Below are 17,518 nucleotides of genomic sequence, written 5' to 3' on the forward strand. Positions count from 1 at the left end.
AGTGATACGGCGTCATCGGCGGCGTCACCATCACGCTCCGCGCGCGGCCGCGACAATCGATTCCAGCCAGTCGAGCAGCGCCGTTACCGACTCGACGCGCGTATGCGCCATCGTGTCGCCCGCCCCCACCTTGATCGACAGACCGCCACGCTCGTTGACGACGGCAAAGCCTTTCTCGTCGGTCAGGTCGTCGCCGGCAAACACCGCCGTACGGCCGACAAACGGCGGCTCGTCCAGGAACGCGCGGATTGCGCGGCCCTTGTCGACATCCTTCGGTTTGATTTCGTAGACCATCTTGCCCGGCTGCAACACATACGAGCCGGGGTAATCGGCAACCAGCCGCCCGGTCGCCTCGCGCGCCACCGGCTCGCGGTCGGGTGCGTTGCGGTAGTGCAGCGCCAGCGCCGCGCCTTTGATCTCGAGCAGCATGCCGGGGTGTTCGTTGACGACCTGCGCGAGCACCTGCTCCATGCGCAACAGCCGCTCATCGTGAAAGCCGATGCGCTGCGTGTCGCCGTTCGCGTCGCGCCGCTCGGCGCCATGCAGACCGGCGATCGGCAAATCGGGCATGCCGAGAAAACTGTCGATGCTGTCGATGCCGCGGCCCGACACGATCGCGACCGCGCCGTTCGTGAGACTGCGCAACTCGCTCAGCAAGCCGATCACGCGCGGTTGCACCAGCACGCCGTCCGGCGTGGGCGCGAGTTCGACGAGCGTGCCGTCGAAGTCGAAGAAAAATGCCGTCTCACCAGGAGACAGAACAGCCGGAAGTGCCTGCATCGGTTAATTTTGCCTTTCAGCCTTCTGCGGCCGGAAAAGTGTGCGCATCTTACCGCGCATCCGTCAATTTTTCGAGAAAGTAAGCCGGGACACAAGCCCAGCCTGGCGGCGCAGCCTATGCCACTCACGCCTGCGTTCAAAAAGAGAACAGTCCGCCTTCGGCGAACTTTCAGCCGCCTGCGTCAAATTGCCTCGCAAACCGCGCGCCCGCGGGCGCCGGGTGACGTCAGCGGATATTTTGCGATACAGTCGCAGCCACGCGGACCATTGCAGCGACGACCCATTCGCACACTATGACGGGCTACGCGCTTTTGCACGAACCACGCCACGTCCATTTACGGGCAGCTTCACGCGCCGCTCTTCAATCGAGTATTTGAACCCTGCTTTGTTCCCCATCATCTCGTCCCACCACCAACAGCCGAACCTCTTGACGCCGCGCCAGCCATGGCCCGGGCGCCTGGTCGCGCTGGCCGTCATGGTGGGCGTGCTCGGCGCGCTAGCGGGCTGCACGCACCGCACCGAACCGTTCCAGTTGACCAACGTAACCGGCCACTTGCCGGATCTCGATTTAACGCTAACGAGTGACGACGGCCGCGCCGTAACCGGTGATTCGTTTAAAGGCCGCACGTCGCTCGTCTACTTTGGTTATACCCATTGTCCGGACGTCTGCCCAGAAACGATGGGCCGCCTGATGCGGGTTCTCGGCAAACTCGGCCCGGACGCGCAAAAAGTGCGCATCCTGTTCATCACCGTCGACCCGGCACGCGACACGCCCAAAGCCTTGCACGATTACATCGGCGCCTTCGATTCGCAACACGCCGAAGGCCTGACCGGCACCGACTGGCAGATCGAATCGCTCGCCAAGCGTTACCGGGTCGCCTATCAGATGGAAAAGGGCGACCCCAACGGCAACTACGAAGTCACCCATAGCTCGGCCGTCTACGTGTTCGATCAGCAGGGCCACGCGCGCCTGCTCGCCACCGATCACGATACTCCCGATACGATCGCGCAAGACCTGCGCCGTATCATTGATGACCATTCCTGACCTTTCCCGAGTTCATCCATGTCGATCAAAGTCAAAACGTTCGCTGCACTGAGCTGCACCGTCGCCCTCTCGTTCGGTTTCGCTTCGGCAGCGCTTGCCGCCGGTGCTAACACCATCACAGCCAAAGACGCGTGGGTGCGCTGGCTACCGAACAACCTCCCCGCCGCCGGCTACGTAACGCTGGTGAACGCGAGCGACAAGCCGATCGACCTCGTCGATATTTCCAGCAACGACTACGGCGACGCGATGCTGCATCAAACCGTGTCGAACGGTTCGACGCAGAAGATGGTGATGGTCGACAAGCTGACCGTGCCCGCCCACGGCCAGGTAGCGATCGCGCCGGGCGGCTATCACGTGATGCTTGAAGACGCGAAGCACAAGGTCGCACCGGGCGACACCGTGCATCTGACGCTGAAGTTCTCCGACGGCGAAACACTCGATACGCCGTTCGCCGTCAAGTCCCCCGCCCAGACCAAGTAACGCCTTGCGATGAACCTGCTCTACTGGCTCGACCCTTGGGAGTTTTCGCCGACCGTCGTTATCGCCTTGCTGGTGCCGGCGATTCTGTTCGTGCGCGGTGCGCACAAGGCGAAGGTGTCGATTCTCCGGCGCATTTCTTTCTGGTTCGGGCTGGTCGCGTTGTATGTCGCACTGCACACGCGGCTCGATTATTTCTTCGAGCATGAGTTCTTCATGCATCGCGCACAACATCTGGTGCTGCATCACCTCGGGCCGTTCTTTATTGCGCTCTCTTATCCGGGTGCCGCGTTGCGCGCGGGCATTCCATTCAGCTGGCGGCAGCACTTCGTGCGGCCCGCGCTGGAGACCCCGGTAGTCCGCAAGCTGCTCGACGTCGTGATGCATCCGGTGGTTGCGGTCACGTTGTTCGTCGGGCTGATCTACTTCTGGCTGATGTCGCCGATTCATTTCGTGGCGATGCTCGACTGGCGGCTCTATCGCGTCATGAACTGGAGCATGGTGATCGACGGCCTGTTGTTCTGGTGGCTCGTGCTCGATCCGCGGCCCGCGCCGCCGGCACGTTTGTCGCCCGGCAAGCGCGTACTGGTCGTGATCGCCGCGATTCCGCCGCAGATCATCCTCGGCGCGTTTATCTTCTTTACGCCGCACGAACTGTATCCGATCTACTCGATCTGCGGCCGCGCCTTCACGTGGCTGAGCCCCATGCGCGATCAGCAGATCGGCGGGCTGTTACTGTGGATTCCGGGCTCGATGATGAGCGTGATCGGCGCGCTGGTAGCGTTGCGTCACTGGATGCGCTTGTCGGCACGCGGACGTCTGCGCAGCGAGCGGCGTGCAAAGGCGAAACAAGGCTTGGCGCAGCCCACGTCAGCGCCTGCGAGCAGCCACCGCTGAAATTTCGAAACTATTGAAGTCGCGGCGATTGAAGCCGGCCGGCGCACGCGCGCCGAGTCCGGTTGCAACCTGGCTTATTAGGCCGAACGCATCCACACGTGCGGGATGCCATCCTCTACGTGAATCTCCGACACCGGCGTAAAGCCGAACGCGCCGTAGAAGCCTTGCAGATGCGCTTGCGCATGCAAACGGATCGGCGTGGCGGGCCACTGCGCACGGATATGCGTGAGCGAGCGTTCGAGCATCGCGTTGCCGAGGCCGATGCCGCGGAATTCCGCGGTTGTCAGGACGCGGCCGATGCGGATATCGGTGTCGTCGGCGTCCGGCAGCAGCACGCGCAGATAGCCCGCGAGCGGCGGACCTTTGATGTTGGACGCGTTGCCGGGACCAAACGCGAACAGATGCCAGGCATCTGCATCGAGCCCGTCGATATCGCCATACACGCAGTTCTGCTCGACCACGAACACCGCGCTGCGCGCGGCCAGCATCGCATAGACTTCGGCGGGGGTGAGGTCTTCGAACGCTTTCCAGCGCCATTCGAGTTGCGCCAGTCGCGTGGCGGCGGTTTGCTGCGGTTCAGTCATGGAAAGTCTTCAAAGGAAGCGCGCCTTAACGGGCGGAGGCAATGCGGAATTATGCCGCGCGTGGCGGCCTAGGCTAATCCGCCCGACCGCAAACCCGCTAGCTGCTAACAAAAACCGGCTCGACGGACTGCGCGAGACATTCGATCAGATTACCGGGCCCGCACAAATGCAGCGCGCCCACCACCACCAAGGTCCGCTCCGGCCGTCCGAGCAACGCTTTCACACGCGCCGCCCACGCGCGATTGCGCGTATCGAGAATGGCGTGGCGGATGCCGGGCAGGTTGAACATAGGCGATTCGACGGCAATCTGATGCACGGCCGGCAAATCGCCATGCAGCCAGGCAACGTGCATCCGTTCGAGCGTGCGCTGCGGTTCGTCGAGATCGGACATGAGCATGCCGAGCGCGGTGCCAACTGCTTCGAGCGGAATCGATTCGAGCGACGCCGCCACTTCCTCTGCGGTCTCGAGATACTGGTACGGTTTGGCTTGCGTCAGCGCCGAGCGCAGCATGCGCGGCTCGACGCCTTCGACGACCTGCTGGAACAGCGTTGGCGCGACGATCAGCGCGGCCCAAGGACGCAAATCGATGAGCGGCGCCAACGGACCTTCCGCGGGCCACACTGCGTGTAGCTGATTCCAGGCATCGGCGGACAGCAAGGGCTGCAGTTGATCGGCACCGCCCCGCGGGGGCGCCTTCAGAAACGGCAGGATCGTCGGTGGATCGGATTCGAAGACCAGCGATTCGGCCCAGTCATATGCTTCGGTGATCCATGGCGGCGTTCTGCGGCTCGTCGCCGGAAACAGATGCATCGAGCCGAGCAGACGGACGTTGGTGCCGGTGAGTTGTAGGTACATGCAGCCTCGTGAGGACAGGCAATTGCGCAAAGAGGCAATCGGGCCATTCAATCGACGGCGCGCAGCGCGGCAGACCGTCTTGCGGTCCCTAGCCAGGCGGTCTGCACCGTGAACGCGACGAACAGCAGGAAGATGATCTGCGAAACGTACAGGTCCATGCGGATCGGATGGTGCAACGCGAACCATGAATTGTGCACCACGTCGGTCACGATGACGGTGACGCAGAGGATCAGCCCTGCGAGCGGACTCGACAGCAGCAGTAGAGCGGTTAGCGGATCGATGAAGAGCAATGACGTCCAGTAGATTCGCGTCAGCGGCGCCGCACCGCCGTAGTCCCACCAGAGTCCGTGGACCAGGGCCACTTGCAGATGTGTCCAGGTGGCGCCGCAGAGGCATAGCGCGTAGACCAGGCGCAGGTAGAAGGAGCGGCGTTCGCGGTCTGGGATACGCATGGCTGGCCTGTTTTGCAGCAAACGGGATGAGAAAAAAACCCTTGGACTTGCACCCACTGGAGTGCGCCCATGCTGGGCGCACAAAAAAGAAAAGCCCCGACGAGTCGGGGCTTTTCTTTACATCAACTACTGGAGGCGCGAGCCGGAGTCGAACCGGCCTAAACGGCTTTGCAGGCCGCTGCATAACCGCTTTGCTATCGCGCCGCAAGCGGACTGGAACCTAGCTGCAGATTCTCAGATTTGCCTGGTGGGTAACCGTAAGGACCGGCCCACCAAACAAAAAGGGAAGCGTTGCTTCCCCTTATGTATGGAGCGGGAGACGAGGCTCGAACTCGCGACCTCAACCTTGGCAAGGTTGCGCTCTACCAACTGAGCTACTCCCGCATTGCCCTACTTCACAACGCCTTGCATTTTCACTTCGCCAAACAACGCGCTGCTTCAAAAATTGGAGCGGGAGACGAGGCTCGAACTCGCGACCTCAACCTTGGCAAGGTTGCGCTCTACCAACTGAGCTACTCCCGCATTGTGCTGCTTTTGCACTGCTTTTATTACGCTAACTGCTGCCTTGTTACTGCAACTGCACTCTTACTGCCACCGACGTTTCGAACTGCGTGCATCGGAGAAACGAGATTATGGAGAAACGACTGAAACGTGTCAACCCCTTTTGCGAATGTCTTTAACTGAAAAGATTTCGCTCACGCTTGCGCGACGTTCGGACACCCTTCAGCCACCCCGGCGTTGCGCCTCGATCGTTCTGCAATCAGGCAACGCCACCCCGCTCGCGGATCTGCGGCCATGCGAGTTTCATGTAATAGAGCATCGACCAGATCGTCAGGAACGCGGCCAGATAGATCAGCCACAGGCCCCACACACGCGTATCGACAGAGACTCCGCTGCCAAACGGCAACGGCCCGTAGAACAGCAACATCGGAATCGCGACCATCTGGCAAACGGTCTTGAACTTGCCGAGAGAATTCACCGCAACGCTCTTCGATGCGCCGATCTGCGCCATCCACTCACGCAGCGCCGAGATCGCGATCTCGCGTCCGACGATCACCAGCGCTATCGCCGAATCGATCCGCGCGAGTTGCACGAGCACCAGCAACGCTGCCGTCACCATCAGCTTGTCAGCGACCGGGTCGAGAAACGCGCCGAACGCCGAGGTCTGATTCCATTTGCGGGCCAGAAAGCCGTCGAACCAGTCGGTGAGCGCCGCCAGAATGAAGATCGTCGCGGCCGCCAGATTGCGGTGTGCCGGGCTCATCATCATGTCGGGCAAATAAAACACGCCGACGACGAGCGGAATCAGGACGATCCGCAGCCAAGTCAGGAAAATCGGAAAATTAAACGGCATGGGCAGGCGCAGCGTCTGACAAGGGAGATGCAATTGTGCCGTGTCACAAGGCCTGCCACAAGCAAAGCGGCGCGCGGGGCCAGGCACGCACGCCGCCGGAGCACCGCTTATCAGCCGCTTGCCGACCGCTTCTGCGCCGCTTCAGCGTCGCTTATCGACCGCTCGTTGCCGCGCCGTGGGCAGCGCGGCGTACCGTGATCAGTGCAACTGCCGGTAGATCTGCTCGGCAAGCGCCTGCGAAATCCCTTCGACGCTCGCCAGATCCTCGACGCTTGCCGCGACCACCCCACGCAGGCCGCCGAAGCGCGCCAGCAAACGCTGACGCCGCTTCGCGCCCACCCCTTCGAGCTCTTCGAGCCGCGAGGTCTGGCGTGTCTTGCCGCGCTTAGCGCGCATGCCGGTAATCGCAAAGCGGTGTGCCTCGTCACGAATCTGCGCGACCAGCATCAGCGCCGCGCTCTCCTTGCCGAGTTCGAGCGGCGCACGGCCGTCGGCGAAAATCAAGGTTTCGAGACCGACCTTGCGTCCTTCGCCCTTCGCGACACCGACGAGCATGCCGGTATCGAGACCCAGTTCGGTGAACACCTGGCGGGCGATTTCGACCTGCCCCTTGCCGCCGTCGATCAACACGATGGTCGGCAGGATGCCGCCAGCCGCCGCTGGCTCCGCGGCATCCGCTGCGAGCAGCGGGTCCGCGGCCGCGTCTGTTTGCAATTCGGCGGCTTCGTCTGCGGCGTTCGCAGCCGCTTGCGCGACCATCTTCTCGTAGCGGCGCGTGAGCACCTGGCGCATCGCTGCGTAGTCGTCGCCCGGGGTGATGCGGGTGATGTTGTAGCGGCGGTATTCGGACGACTGCATCTTGTGATGGTGATACACCACGCAGGACGCCTGCGTCGCCTCGCCCATCGTGTGGCTGATGTCGAAGCACTCGATACGCAGATGCGCGAGGTCCTCGCATTCCATGCCGAGCGTGTCGGTGAGCGCGCGCGTGCGGGCCTGCTGCGAGCCTTGTTCCGAGAGCAGGCGCGCGAGCGCGAGCCGCGCGTTCTGCTCGGCCATTGCAAGCCATGCGCGCCGTTGACCTTGCGGCTGGCGCAACACCGTTACTTTGTGGCCGGCCTGTTCGATCAGCACATCGACCAGCTCGCGCGTGGCCGGCGCGTGGCTGACCACCAGCACCGGCGGGACGCGATTGCCGATGTAGTGCTGTGCGATGAACGCCTCCAGCACTTCTGATTCGATGCCGCCGACGGTTGCACGGCCTTTGCGTGGCGCCGAAGTCTCGACTTCGGGTTCGGACTCGGACTCGGACTCGGACTCGGACTCGGACTCGGCCGCATCATCCTCTTCATCTTCGGCCTCGACAGCAGCATCTGCGTCGTCATCATCCTCTTCGGACCGCATCTCCCCGGCGATTGCGAGGGCGTCAGCTGCATCGGACGATGCGTTCGCGCCGGTTGCGGCCTCGTCAGACACCAAGCCCGCGCCGGTCGCGACGTCGGCCAACGGCTCATCGTCGCCGCCCTCTTCAAGACCGCCCTCGCCGACCGTCAAGGCGCTTTCCACATGCGCCGGGAAATAGGCCTTGTCGCCCAGATGCCGCCCGCCGCGCACCATCGCGAGATTCACGCACACACGGCCGCCGAGCGCGACGACCGCAAGAATATCCACGTCGCTATCGCCGCCGACTTCGATCGCCTGCTGATGCAGCACTGTCGACAGCGAACTCATCTGATTGCGCACCGCCGCGGCCTGCTCGAACTTCAGCTCGCTCGCGAACGCGTGCATTTTCTGTTCGAGCTCCTTCATCACCTCGCCCTGCCGGCCGAGCAGAAAGCGCGACGCGTTGGCGACATCGCGGGCGTAATCTTCTTCGCTGATTGCCCCGACGCACGGCGCCGTGCAGCGGCCGATCTGATGCAGCAGACACGGTCGGGTGCGGTTGTTGAACACGGAATCTTCGCACGTGCGCAACTGGAAGACGCGCTGCAGGATCTGGATGCTCTCACGCACCGCCCACGCACTCGGGAACGGGCCGAAGTACTGATTCTTGCGATCCACCGAGCCGCGGTAATACGCCATGCGCGGAAACTTGTGGCCGGTCAGCTTGAGATAGGGATACGACTTGTCGTCGCGAAACAGAATGTTGTAACGCGGCGCCAGCGCCTTGATCAGATTGTTTTCGAGCAGCAGCGCTTCGGCCTCGGAACGCGTGACGGTCGTCTCGATGCGCGCAATGCGCGTCACCATCATCGCGATACGCGGCGACAGTTGCGTCTTCGTGAAGTAGCTCGAAACGCGCTTCTTGAGATCGCGCGCCTTGCCCACGTAAAGCACCGCGCCCTGCGTATCGTAATAGCGATAGACGCCGGGCAGATGCGGCAATTGGGCGAGCACTTTTTTCGGCTCGAAAACGTCGGTTGCTTCGGGTTCGGTCATGCAGAATCGGTTGGCTGGGGCAGTGTCGCGAAGCCTCTGACGGCGTGCTGCGCGCTGAGTAGTCACTTAGACGCGGAACCGCGGATGAGTGCTTTAGAATCGCCAGTTTAGAGCATTCCGCGTACGTTCGAACCCTGCTGTATCGAATGGCGCGATAGAGCGGCGCAAGCCAGCGGCTGAGCCTGATTGCGTCACCCGCCAGCAAGGCCCTGCAGAACCCAGGCACGCCCCCGTTCCACTCCGTGATCCACGCCACCATGTCCACCGCTACGCCGCCGTCCGAACAACCCGTCGCCGCGCCCACGGCAATCGCCTGCGATATCTTTTGCGCGGTGATCGACAATTTCGGCGACATCGGCGTGTGCTGGCGTCTCGCCCGCCAACTGGCGAGCGAGCACGGCTGGCAGATGCGCGTGTTCGTCGATGATCTGCACGCGTTCCAGAAGCTGTGCCCGTCGCTGGCACTGGATCGGGCGCGTCAGGCGATTGACGGCATCGTCGTCGAACACTGGCACGAGCCGGCCCACGCGGGCGATACGCTCGAAGTGGCTGACGTCGTGATCGAGGCATTTGCCTGCGAATTGCCGCCGATCTACGTCGCCGCGATGGCGCGGCGCGAGCGCGCGCCGGTCTGGTTCAACCTCGAATATCTGAGCGCCGAAGACTGGGTCGCGGATTTCCATCTGCGACCGTCGCCGCATCCGAGCTACCCGCTGATCAAGACCTTCTTTTTCCCCGGACTCGGCCCCGGCACCGGCGGCGTGCTGAAGGAAGGGTATCTCGACGCCGCGCGCACGGCGTTCGAAGCATCGCAACCGGCGCGCGAAGCGTGGTGGCTGAAAACCGCCGGCCGCGCGCCGCCGCCGTCCTCGGCCACGATCGTCTCGCTGTTCGCCTACGAAAACCCCGCCGTCGACAGCCTGCTCGAACAATGGCGCGACAGCGCAGAGCCGGTCGTTCTACTGGTACCGGAAGGCCGCATTTCGGGCGCGGTCGCGCGCTTTTTCGGGCTGAGCGCGTTCGCTGCCGGTTCGTATGCCGAGCGCGGCAGCCTCAGCGTTCACGCGCTCGCTTTCACCGGGCAACCGGGTTACGACACGCTACTGTGGGCCAGCGACGTCAATTTCGTGCGCGGTGAAGATTCGTTCGTGCGCGCCCAATGGGCCGCCAAACCCTTCGTCTGGCACATCTACCCGCAAGCCGACGACGCCCATCTGCCGAAGCTCGATGCCGCGCTCGCCCACTACGCCCGCACCCTGCCCGCCGACGCGCGGGACGCCCTCGCGCGCTTCTGGCACGCATGGAACGGCGCGGGCCGGCCGGACTGGGCGGAATTCCAGCGTCACCGCGCGGTGCTGAAGCAGCGCGCGGCCGAATGGGCCGGCGAGCTAGTCCAGGTGGGCGACCTCGCCGGAAATCTGGCCTTGTTCGCAAAAACTCAGTTAAAATAAGCGGTTATCCAACGGCCGACGACGCAAGCGCGGCCCGATCGTGGCGAGTGGTTTGGCATATTCGTTTGGCAAATTCATTTGGCAGACTCGTCTTGCAAATTCGTCTGGCAAATTCGCCCAGGATAACGGACCAGACTCACAGGGCCAGACTCACGGGGCCAGACCCACGGGGTCAGAGCGATTCGCAAGGCAAACCCAGCAGGCCAATCCGCTTGCGCCGTATGCCGTTGAGCAAAAGTTGAAGCTACTTATTTCGTACAGGACAGTTTTATGAAGACCGCACAGGAACTCCGCACCGGCAACGTCGTGATGATCGGCAGCGACGCGATGGTCGTGCAAAAGGCCGAATACAACAAGTCGGGCCGTAACTCCGCCGTCGTGAAGATGAAGTTCAAGAACCTGCTGACCGGCGCAGGCATGGAAAGCGTGTACAAGGCAGATGACAAGTTCGACGTCGTCGTGCTGGAGCGCAAGGAAGTCACGTACTCGTACTTCGCTGACCCGATGTACGTGTTCATGGACGCCGACTACAACCAGTTCGAAGTCGAAGGCGAAATGATGGGCGACGCCCTCCATTACCTCGAAGACGGCATGGCTTGCGAAGTCGTGTTCTACAACGAGAAAGCCATCTCGGTCGAACTGCCGACCACGCTGGTCCGTGAAATCATCTACACGGAGCCGGCAGTCAAGGGCGATACGTCGTCGGGCAAGGTGTTGAAGAACGCCAAGCTGACCACGGGTTTCGAACTGCAAGTGCCGCTCTTCTGCAACATCGGCGACAAGATCGAAATCGACACGCGTACGCACGAGTACCGCAGCCGCGCCTAAGCGCCTGCCGCCTGAATCCTGCGCTGGAGCCAAGTCCGGCGCGGCGAAAAAAATGGCAAAAAAAAAAGCGCCCACGTTGGGCGCTTTTTCTTTTTTGTGCCGCCGTGTATGGTTAAGGAAAACTTTACCGGCAGCCTTCTCAAAAATGCCTGTGCACTGCTTTTGTCTTCCTGTTTTGTATCAAACAAACCATTGATAAGCTTAAGTAATTGGCTTTGGCACAGTCCATGCTTTTCTCCGATACAGGCCAGTAAGGCTTTTTTTCCTCAACTCCGGAGAGGCGGCATGAATCACGACATCGCTGAAGGCAAGTGGAAGCAACTGGTCGGCGAGGCCAGGACAGCATGGGGTGAATTGACGGACGACGAACTGGCCAAGGCAGAAGGCCGCGCCGACAAACTGGCCGGGCTGATCCAGGAGCGTTACGGTAAGACCCGTAAGCAAGCCGAACTTGAAGTAAGGCGCTTCTTCGACAGCAACCGGGATTTCTGACCGGTCGAGTGAAGGAAATACAGATGCCCGCCCGTGCGTCACCTCGCGTCGGCGCGGATATCCACTGAAAGCAAAGGACCTGGAACTACATGAGTCGAACCACCCCAACTCCGCCTGCACGCCGTGTTCCGCGACTTGCGCCGCTGCCATGCCAATTGGCCCGCGGCAGTTCCGCCGCCTTGGCAGGCGCTGCCCGCGCGGTACGGCGTTCGACCGACAGTACCGGCCAGCCATCGCGCCCGTGCCACGCGCCAGAGTACCGGCGCGGCGTACCGGGTATTCCGTCCATCTAAAAAAAGCGCTCGCCATGCCACATGCTCTGATTGTTGAAGACGATCCCAATAGCCTGTCGGGTCTGTCCGCCATCCTCGCCGCCGACGGCTTCTCCGTCGACACCGCGACCACCATCGCCGAGGCCCGGGCGGCGCTGACCCGCTTCATTCCTGATGTCGTGCTGGTCGACCTGAATCTGCCGGATGGCAGCGGGCTCGATGTGTTGCAGCACCTCCCCGCGCACCCGCCCGGCGGCGCCTTGCCCGTGATCGTGATGACCGGCAATGCGACGGTCGAGAGCGCGATCGAAGGTCTGCGGCACGGCATCTGGGACTACCTGCTCAAACCGGTCAATATCCCGCGCCTGCGTAGTCTGCTCGCCCGGATTCCGCGTCCGTACGAGCTAACCGAGGAGGTCCAGACACTGCGCGCCTCGCTGCGTCAACTCGGTCGTTTCGGCTCGTTACTGGGCCGCAGCGGCGCGGTCCAGCATGTGTACGACGCGATCGAACATATCGCGCCTACCGAAGCCGCCGTGCTGATTTCCGGCGAAGCGGGCACGGGCAAGCGGATCGCCGCGCGCACGCTGCACGACATGAGCCGGCGCCGCAAAGGACCGTTTGTCACGTTCGATTGCCGGAGCGCGGGCAGCGTCGCGCCGCATCGCCCGCTCGACAGCCTGTTGTTCGGCCACGAGCGCGGCGCGTTCAGTGGTGCCGAGCAGCGCGAACCGGGCCTGTTCGAGCAGGCCAGCGGCGGCACGCTGTTCATCGACGAAATCGCCGAACTACCGCGCGCCCAGCAGGAAGCGCTGTTGCGCGCACTCGATTCGCAGACCTTCATGCGGGTCGGCGGCACGAATCAGGTCGGGACAGACTTCCGGCTGATCGCCTCGACGCGCAAAAACCCGCGCGCGGCGGTCGCCGACGGCAGCTTGCACGAAGATCTCGCGCTGCGTCTCGAAGCGGCCGCGATATCACTGCCGCCGTTGCGCGAGCGCGGCGACGATCCGGCGCTGATCGCGCAAGCCGTCGTCGACGAGTTGAATCACGAAGCGGCCGCGCGCGGTACGTCGGAAGTGGTCAAGCAGGTCGCGCCGAACTTCCTGCGCGAGTGTCTTTCGTATGAGTGGCCAGGCAATGTGCGCGAGTTACAGGATCGCGTGCGCCGGGCGTATCACGCGTCGGGAGACGTGGTGGAATCGCTGCGTGCCGACGAGGCGGGCTCGGTGAACGGGCGCGATCTGAACGGCAGCCGCGTGCAGGTCACCGTCGGCACGCCACTCGCGGACGTGGAGGAAATGCTGATCCGCGCAACGCTCGATGCAGTCGGCGGCACGCGCCATCGCGCGGCATCACTGCTGGGGATCAGTCCGAAGACGCTGTACAACAAGCTGCAACGGATGCGGTTGAACTGACGCTCATGCAAACGCGCTGCGCAGCAAGGTCTGCGCTTGCAGATACTGCGGCTCGGCGACCAGCTTGCTCCACTTCAGCGCCTTGCCGCGTGGCCGCATGCGTTTGAGCCGCTGCTGCGATTCCTTCGACGGCGTGAAGCGCAGCGCGTCCAGCACCTTTTCCGCGTCGTCCGGCTGATTGCAGATCAGCACCATGTCGCAACCGGCTTCCAGCGCGGCGCTCGCGCCTTCGGTCAGCGTGCCGCCCTGGCGCGCGGCTTCCATCGAAAGATCGTCGCTGAAGACCGCCCCCTCGAAGCGCAATTTTTTGCGCAGGATGTCCTGCAGCCAGACACGCGAAAAGCCCGCCGGCTTCGAGTCGACCTGGGGATAAACCACATGGGCGGGCAGCACGGCGCCGAGCGACACGCCGAGCCAGTCGTACGGCGCCACGTCCTCGCGCAGGATTTCGTCGAGCGAACGGTCGTCGACCGGCATCGCAACGTGCGAGTCCGCGTGCGCAAAACCGTGCCCGGGAAAATGCTTGCCGCAATTGCTCATGCCGGCCAAGGCGAGGCCGTGATTGAGGCTCTTCGCCAGCAGGGCCACGACGCGCGGATCGCGATGGAACGAGCGGTCGCCGATCACCTGCGACTGGCCGTAATTCAGATCCAGCACCGGCGTAAAGCTCATATCGATGCCGCACGCGCGCAATTCGGCCGCGAGGATATAGCCGACCGCGGTCGTCACCTTGGTGGCGTGCAACACGTCGCTGTCCCACAGCGTGCCGAGCTTGCCCATCGCCGGCAGCACCGTGAAACCGTCGGTGCGAAAACGCTGCACTCGGCCGCCTTCGTGGTCGACGGCAATCAGCAGATCGTCCCGAATCGCGCGAATCGAATTGGTCAGCGCGATCAGTTGCGCGCGGCTCTCGTAATGGCGCGCGAACAGGATCACGCCGCCCGTCATCGGATGGGCAAGGCGGCGTTTATCGTCGTCGTTCAGCGTTGCGCCGACCACGTCGAGCATGACCGGTCCGGGAGTGAGTTTCATCGAATTCCGCTAGAAAAAAGCTTGAGGCAAAGAGAGACACGGCCGACGTGCGCCGCGTTCAAGATATTGTTTATTCGTCGCTGGCGGGTGCATGAGGGGCATCCGCCCCTCGCGCCACCTCCCCAGTTTCGGCAATCACGAACGACACGGCGTAGTCGTGTTCGTCGCTGATCGTCACACGCGCCGTGATGCCGCGCGCACCGAGCCACTCGGCCAGCTCGCCCGATGCAACCACCATCGGCTCGCCGCTCGGCTTGTTGAGCGTTTGCAGCGCGCGCCAGGTCATCGGCCAGCGCATGCCAAGGCCGATCGCTTTCGAAAAGGCTTCTTTGGCCGAGAACCGCGTGGCGAGAAATGCGAGACCGCGGGCCGCCGAACGCGCGTGGCGCGCGTGATAAACGCGCAACTCGTCCGGGCCGAGCACCTTCTCAGCGAAGCGGCCGTTGGTGCGCGTCATCACCGCGGCCACGCGGCTGACCTGAACGATGTCCGTGCCAATGCCGTAGATCGTCATGTTCGCCGCCGCGGCGTTACACGCTTGCGCCGAGACGGGCGGCGACCATGATCGCCTTCATCTCGCGCACGGCGTTGTCCCAGCCGGCGAAGATCGCATGCGCGACAATCGCGTGGCCAATATTCAACTCGACGATGCCTTCGATCGCGGCGATCTGCTGGACGTTGGTGTAGTGCAGGCCGTGGCCTGCATTGACCTTGATGCCAAGCGTTGCGCCGAACTCGACGGCACGCACCACGCGCTCATATTCGCGCTGCTGCTCGGCGGGATCGTGCGCCTCGGCATAGCGGCCTGTGTGCAGTTCGATCACCGGTGCGCCCGCTTCGTGCGCGGCGCGGATTTGTGTTTCGTCCGGATCGATGAAGAGCGACACGCGCGAGTTCGCTTCGGCGAGTTGCTTGCATGCGGCGCGCACGGCTTCGAACTGGCCGGCGACGTCGAGGCCGCCTTCAGTCGTCAATTCCTGGCGCTTTTCCGGCACGAGGCAAACGTCATGCGGCTGCACTTCGCACGCAATGTCGAGCATCTCCTGCGTGACCGCGCATTCCAGATTCATGCGCGTTTTCAACAGCGGCCGCAGCTTGCGCACGTCGGCGTCGACAATATGGCGGCGGTCTTCACGCAGATGCAGCGTGATCACGTCCGCGCCGGCCTCTTCGGCCATCAACGCGGCGCGGATCGGATCGGGGTAAGCGGTGCCGCGCGCGTTGCGCAGCGTGGCGACGTGATCGATGTTCACGCCCAGGTCAATCACATTCGGCGACGTAAGAAAGAAGCTCATAAGTTCTGCAAGTCGATCAGTATCTGGCGCGTCGCGAGTGGCGTGCCGCCAAGGTAAGTGTTGAGCAGAAAGCGCATTAGCGTTTTGCTTTGTGCCACCGTCTGCGCTCGATGGTAATCGTCCTTTTCCATATCGAGCAAGGTCTGTCCGGCGATCACCGGCCATTGTGCGGGCAGATCGTCGGAGGCTTCGCGCACGCCGCGCTCCGGGTCGAACACGTAGCGGCCATCGGCCTGCACCGCTTTGCGTGCGACCGTGCGATCGAGCGCCATCGCATAACCGGTTTCCCGCAGCAGCACACGTTCGAACGAACGTAGCACCTGCACGGGTGGTTCGTCATGCGCGAGGCGCGTCATCGTGACGACGTAGTGATGGAACAGTTGCGGATGCGGGTCTTCGCGCGCGCAGAATTTGACCAGCAATTCGTTGACGTAGAAACCGCAGAGCAGCGCGTCGCCCGCTAAAGGCAACATACCGCCGACCCATTCGGCGCCGGTCAGCGTGCGCACCTCGGATTTGCCCGACCATGACAACGCGAGCGGCTGGAAGGTTTGCAGTACGCCGCGCAAGGCGGAGTGCGGACGTTTCGCTCCCTTCGCGACGAGCGCAAGCCGGCCGTGATCGCGCGACAGCACGTCGATGATCAGACTAGTCTCACGGTACGGATAGCTATGCAGGACGAAAGCGGGTTGCTCCGCGATCCGGTAATCGGAAGCAGAGGTGCGCGGCGCGCGGCGTGTGGGTGCTTTGCGCGGCTCGCCGTCAGCGCTTTGCGTACCGCTTTGAGCACCATCAGCGCTTCTCGCACTCGACGGGGATTTTTTGGTCGTGCGAGCGGGTTTGGACGGCTCGCGCGCCGGCGCTGCCGGTGCCGAATCGTCCGGGTCAGCGTCGGAATTCAGCGTCATCCACGCGTCATTCGTACCCATACGCACGGAGTCCGGCTTCGTTGTCAGCCCAGCCGCTCTTCACCTTGACGAAGGTTTCCAGATACACCGGGCCGTCGAACAACTTTTCCATGTCAAGGCGCGCTTCGGTGCTGATCTGCTTCAGCTTGGCGCCCTTCTGACCGATGACCATCGCTTTTTGCGTATCGCGCTCCACCAGGATGGTCGCGAAAATACGGCGCAGACGCCCTTCTGTCTCGAATTTGTCGATCAGTACGGTACTCGTGTACGGCAGTTCGTCGCCAGTCCAACGGAATACCTTTTCGCGCAGGATTTCAGCGGCGAGAAAACGCTCGCTGCGATCGGTCAGGTCGTCTTCGCCGTAGATCGGCGCGCCTTCCGGCAGGAACGGTTTGATGGTCTCCATCAACCGCTTGATGTCTTCCGGATTCTTCGCCGACAGCGGCACGATCTCGTTGAACTGGCGCAGCGCGCTCACCTGCAGCATGAACGGATACAGCGAGTCCTTATCCGACACGCGGTCGAGCTTGTTGGCGATCAGCAGTGTGGGCACCGACGGCGGGATCAGATCGAGCACCTTCTGGTCGTCCGGGCCGAAGCGGCCGGCTTCGATCACGAACAGGATCGCGTCAACCGAACTCAGCGTGGACGTGACCGCCCGGTTGAGCGAACGGTTCAGCGCGCCGCTGTGTTTGGTCTGAAAACCCGGCGTGTCGACGAAGATGTACTGCGCGTCTTCAAGCGTATGAATACCGGTGATGCGGTGGCGCGTAGTCTGCGCCTTGCGCGACGTGATACTGACTTTCTGGCCGACCAGAGCGTTCATCAGCGTGGACTTGCCGACGTTCGGGCGGCCGACGATCGCGACCATGCCGCAGCGAAAACCAGTGGGAGTGGGAGCGTTCATATTCGGGCTACGGCAAGTTCAGATCGACACG

The 17,518-nt window shown here is 62.8% G+C and carries 18 protein-coding genes and 3 tRNA genes; 7 read left to right on the plus strand and 14 right to left on the minus strand.

Annotated elements, in window-relative coordinates:
• Positions 1–30: 30 nt before the first annotated feature.
• Positions 31–780, minus strand: a complete 750-nt coding sequence (gene otsB, locus AYM40_RS14545; RefSeq protein WP_063496826.1) for a trehalose-phosphatase — start codon at positions 778–780, stop codon at positions 31–33.
• A gap of 475 nt (positions 781–1,255) precedes the next feature.
• On the opposite strand from otsB, the gene AYM40_RS14550 reads away from it, so the two are divergent.
• Genes AYM40_RS14550 through AYM40_RS14560 form a run of 3 tightly spaced genes read left to right on the plus strand, consistent with a single transcriptional unit; the run spans position 1,256 to position 3,199 of the window.
• The gene (locus tag AYM40_RS14550) at positions 1,256–1,825 is read left to right on the plus strand and encodes an SCO family protein (protein WP_063498028.1); all 570 of its coding nucleotides are present in this window, start codon (positions 1,256–1,258) and stop codon (positions 1,823–1,825) included.
• An 18-nt stretch (positions 1,826–1,843) separates the two neighbouring features.
• Positions 1,844–2,305: a copper chaperone PCu(A)C gene (locus AYM40_RS14555; RefSeq protein ID WP_063496827.1), complete on the plus strand. Its 462-nt coding sequence runs from the start codon at positions 1,844–1,846 to the stop codon at positions 2,303–2,305.
• A gap of 9 nt (positions 2,306–2,314) precedes the next feature.
• Entirely contained in the window at positions 2,315–3,199 is an 885-nt protein-coding gene (locus AYM40_RS14560) for a cytochrome c oxidase assembly protein (protein WP_063496828.1), read from the plus strand.
• A gap of 77 nt (positions 3,200–3,276) precedes the next feature.
• On the opposite strand, the gene AYM40_RS14565 is transcribed toward AYM40_RS14560, so the two are convergent.
• The 8 genes from AYM40_RS14565 to uvrC all read right to left on the minus strand — a co-directional run bounded on the left by AYM40_RS14565 (position 3,277) and on the right by uvrC (position 8,884).
• Positions 3,277–3,783, minus strand: a complete 507-nt coding sequence (locus AYM40_RS14565; RefSeq protein ID WP_063496829.1) for a GNAT family N-acetyltransferase — start codon at positions 3,781–3,783, stop codon at positions 3,277–3,279.
• A gap of 97 nt (positions 3,784–3,880) precedes the next feature.
• On the minus strand, positions 3,881–4,639 hold the full coding sequence (locus AYM40_RS14570; protein ID WP_063496830.1) for a TraB/GumN family protein: 759 nt from the start codon (positions 4,637–4,639) through the stop codon (positions 3,881–3,883).
• Between the two features lie 47 nt (positions 4,640–4,686).
• Entirely contained in the window at positions 4,687–5,091 is a 405-nt protein-coding gene (locus AYM40_RS14575; RefSeq protein WP_063496831.1) for a hypothetical protein, read from the minus strand.
• Between the two features lie 130 nt (positions 5,092–5,221).
• Positions 5,222–5,295, minus strand: a tRNA-Cys gene (locus tag AYM40_RS14580).
• A 104-nt stretch (positions 5,296–5,399) separates the two neighbouring features.
• A tRNA-Gly gene (locus AYM40_RS14585) sits at positions 5,400–5,475 on the minus strand.
• Between the two features lie 62 nt (positions 5,476–5,537).
• Positions 5,538–5,613, minus strand: a tRNA-Gly gene (locus AYM40_RS14590).
• 238 nt (positions 5,614–5,851) lie between these two features.
• Positions 5,852–6,445 (minus strand): CDP-diacylglycerol--glycerol-3-phosphate 3-phosphatidyltransferase, encoded by a 594-nt coding sequence (gene pgsA, locus AYM40_RS14595; protein WP_063496832.1) that lies wholly within the window; start codon positions 6,443–6,445, stop codon positions 5,852–5,854.
• Positions 6,446–6,643: 198 nt separating this feature from the next.
• Positions 6,644–8,884 carry an excinuclease ABC subunit UvrC gene (uvrC, locus tag AYM40_RS14600; protein WP_063496833.1) on the minus strand — a complete coding sequence of 747 codons (2,241 nt, stop codon included), beginning with the start codon at positions 8,882–8,884 and terminating at the stop codon, positions 6,644–6,646.
• A 257-nt stretch (positions 8,885–9,141) separates the two neighbouring features.
• Between uvrC and earP the strand changes: the two genes are divergently transcribed.
• The 4 genes from earP to AYM40_RS14620 all read left to right on the plus strand — a co-directional run bounded on the left by earP (position 9,142) and on the right by AYM40_RS14620 (position 13,345).
• Positions 9,142–10,335: an elongation factor P maturation arginine rhamnosyltransferase EarP gene (gene earP / locus AYM40_RS14605; RefSeq protein ID WP_063496834.1), complete on the plus strand. Its 1,194-nt coding sequence runs from the start codon at positions 9,142–9,144 to the stop codon at positions 10,333–10,335.
• Between the two features lie 270 nt (positions 10,336–10,605).
• Positions 10,606–11,163, plus strand: a complete 558-nt coding sequence (gene efp / locus AYM40_RS14610) for an elongation factor P (protein ID WP_054036233.1) — start codon at positions 10,606–10,608, stop codon at positions 11,161–11,163.
• 285 nt (positions 11,164–11,448) lie between these two features.
• Complete coding sequence (locus AYM40_RS14615; RefSeq protein WP_063496835.1) at positions 11,449–11,655, plus strand: CsbD family protein; 207 nt, start codon at positions 11,449–11,451, stop codon at positions 11,653–11,655.
• Positions 11,656–11,962: 307 nt separating this feature from the next.
• Positions 11,963–13,345: a sigma-54-dependent transcriptional regulator gene (locus AYM40_RS14620; RefSeq protein ID WP_063496836.1), complete on the plus strand. Its 1,383-nt coding sequence runs from the start codon at positions 11,963–11,965 to the stop codon at positions 13,343–13,345.
• Positions 13,346–13,348: 3 nt separating this feature from the next.
• On the opposite strand, the gene nagZ is transcribed toward AYM40_RS14620, so the two are convergent.
• The 5 genes from nagZ to era all read right to left on the minus strand — a co-directional run bounded on the left by nagZ (position 13,349) and on the right by era (position 17,487).
• Positions 13,349–14,377 carry a beta-N-acetylhexosaminidase gene (gene nagZ, locus AYM40_RS14625; protein ID WP_063496837.1) on the minus strand — a complete coding sequence of 343 codons (1,029 nt, stop codon included), beginning with the start codon at positions 14,375–14,377 and terminating at the stop codon, positions 13,349–13,351.
• A 70-nt stretch (positions 14,378–14,447) separates the two neighbouring features.
• Positions 14,448–14,891: a holo-ACP synthase gene (gene acpS / locus AYM40_RS14630; RefSeq protein ID WP_063496838.1), complete on the minus strand. Its 444-nt coding sequence runs from the start codon at positions 14,889–14,891 to the stop codon at positions 14,448–14,450.
• A 16-nt stretch (positions 14,892–14,907) separates the two neighbouring features.
• Positions 14,908–15,672: a pyridoxine 5'-phosphate synthase gene (gene pdxJ, locus AYM40_RS14635; RefSeq protein ID WP_063496839.1), complete on the minus strand. Its 765-nt coding sequence runs from the start codon at positions 15,670–15,672 to the stop codon at positions 14,908–14,910.
• Complete coding sequence (gene recO / locus AYM40_RS14640; protein WP_063496840.1) at positions 15,669–16,601, minus strand: DNA repair protein RecO; 933 nt, start codon at positions 16,599–16,601, stop codon at positions 15,669–15,671. Before recO ends, pdxJ begins: the two co-directional genes overlap by 4 nt.
• Positions 16,588–17,487 (minus strand): GTPase Era, encoded by a 900-nt coding sequence (era, locus tag AYM40_RS14645; RefSeq protein WP_063496841.1) that lies wholly within the window; start codon positions 17,485–17,487, stop codon positions 16,588–16,590. The genes recO and era overlap by 14 nt, the downstream gene beginning before the upstream one ends.
• Between the last annotated feature and the right edge of the window lie 31 nt (positions 17,488–17,518).

Origin of the sequence: Paraburkholderia phytofirmans OLGA172, from assembly GCF_001634365.1 — a bacterium.
Lineage (GTDB): Bacteria > Pseudomonadota > Gammaproteobacteria > Burkholderiales > Burkholderiaceae > Paraburkholderia.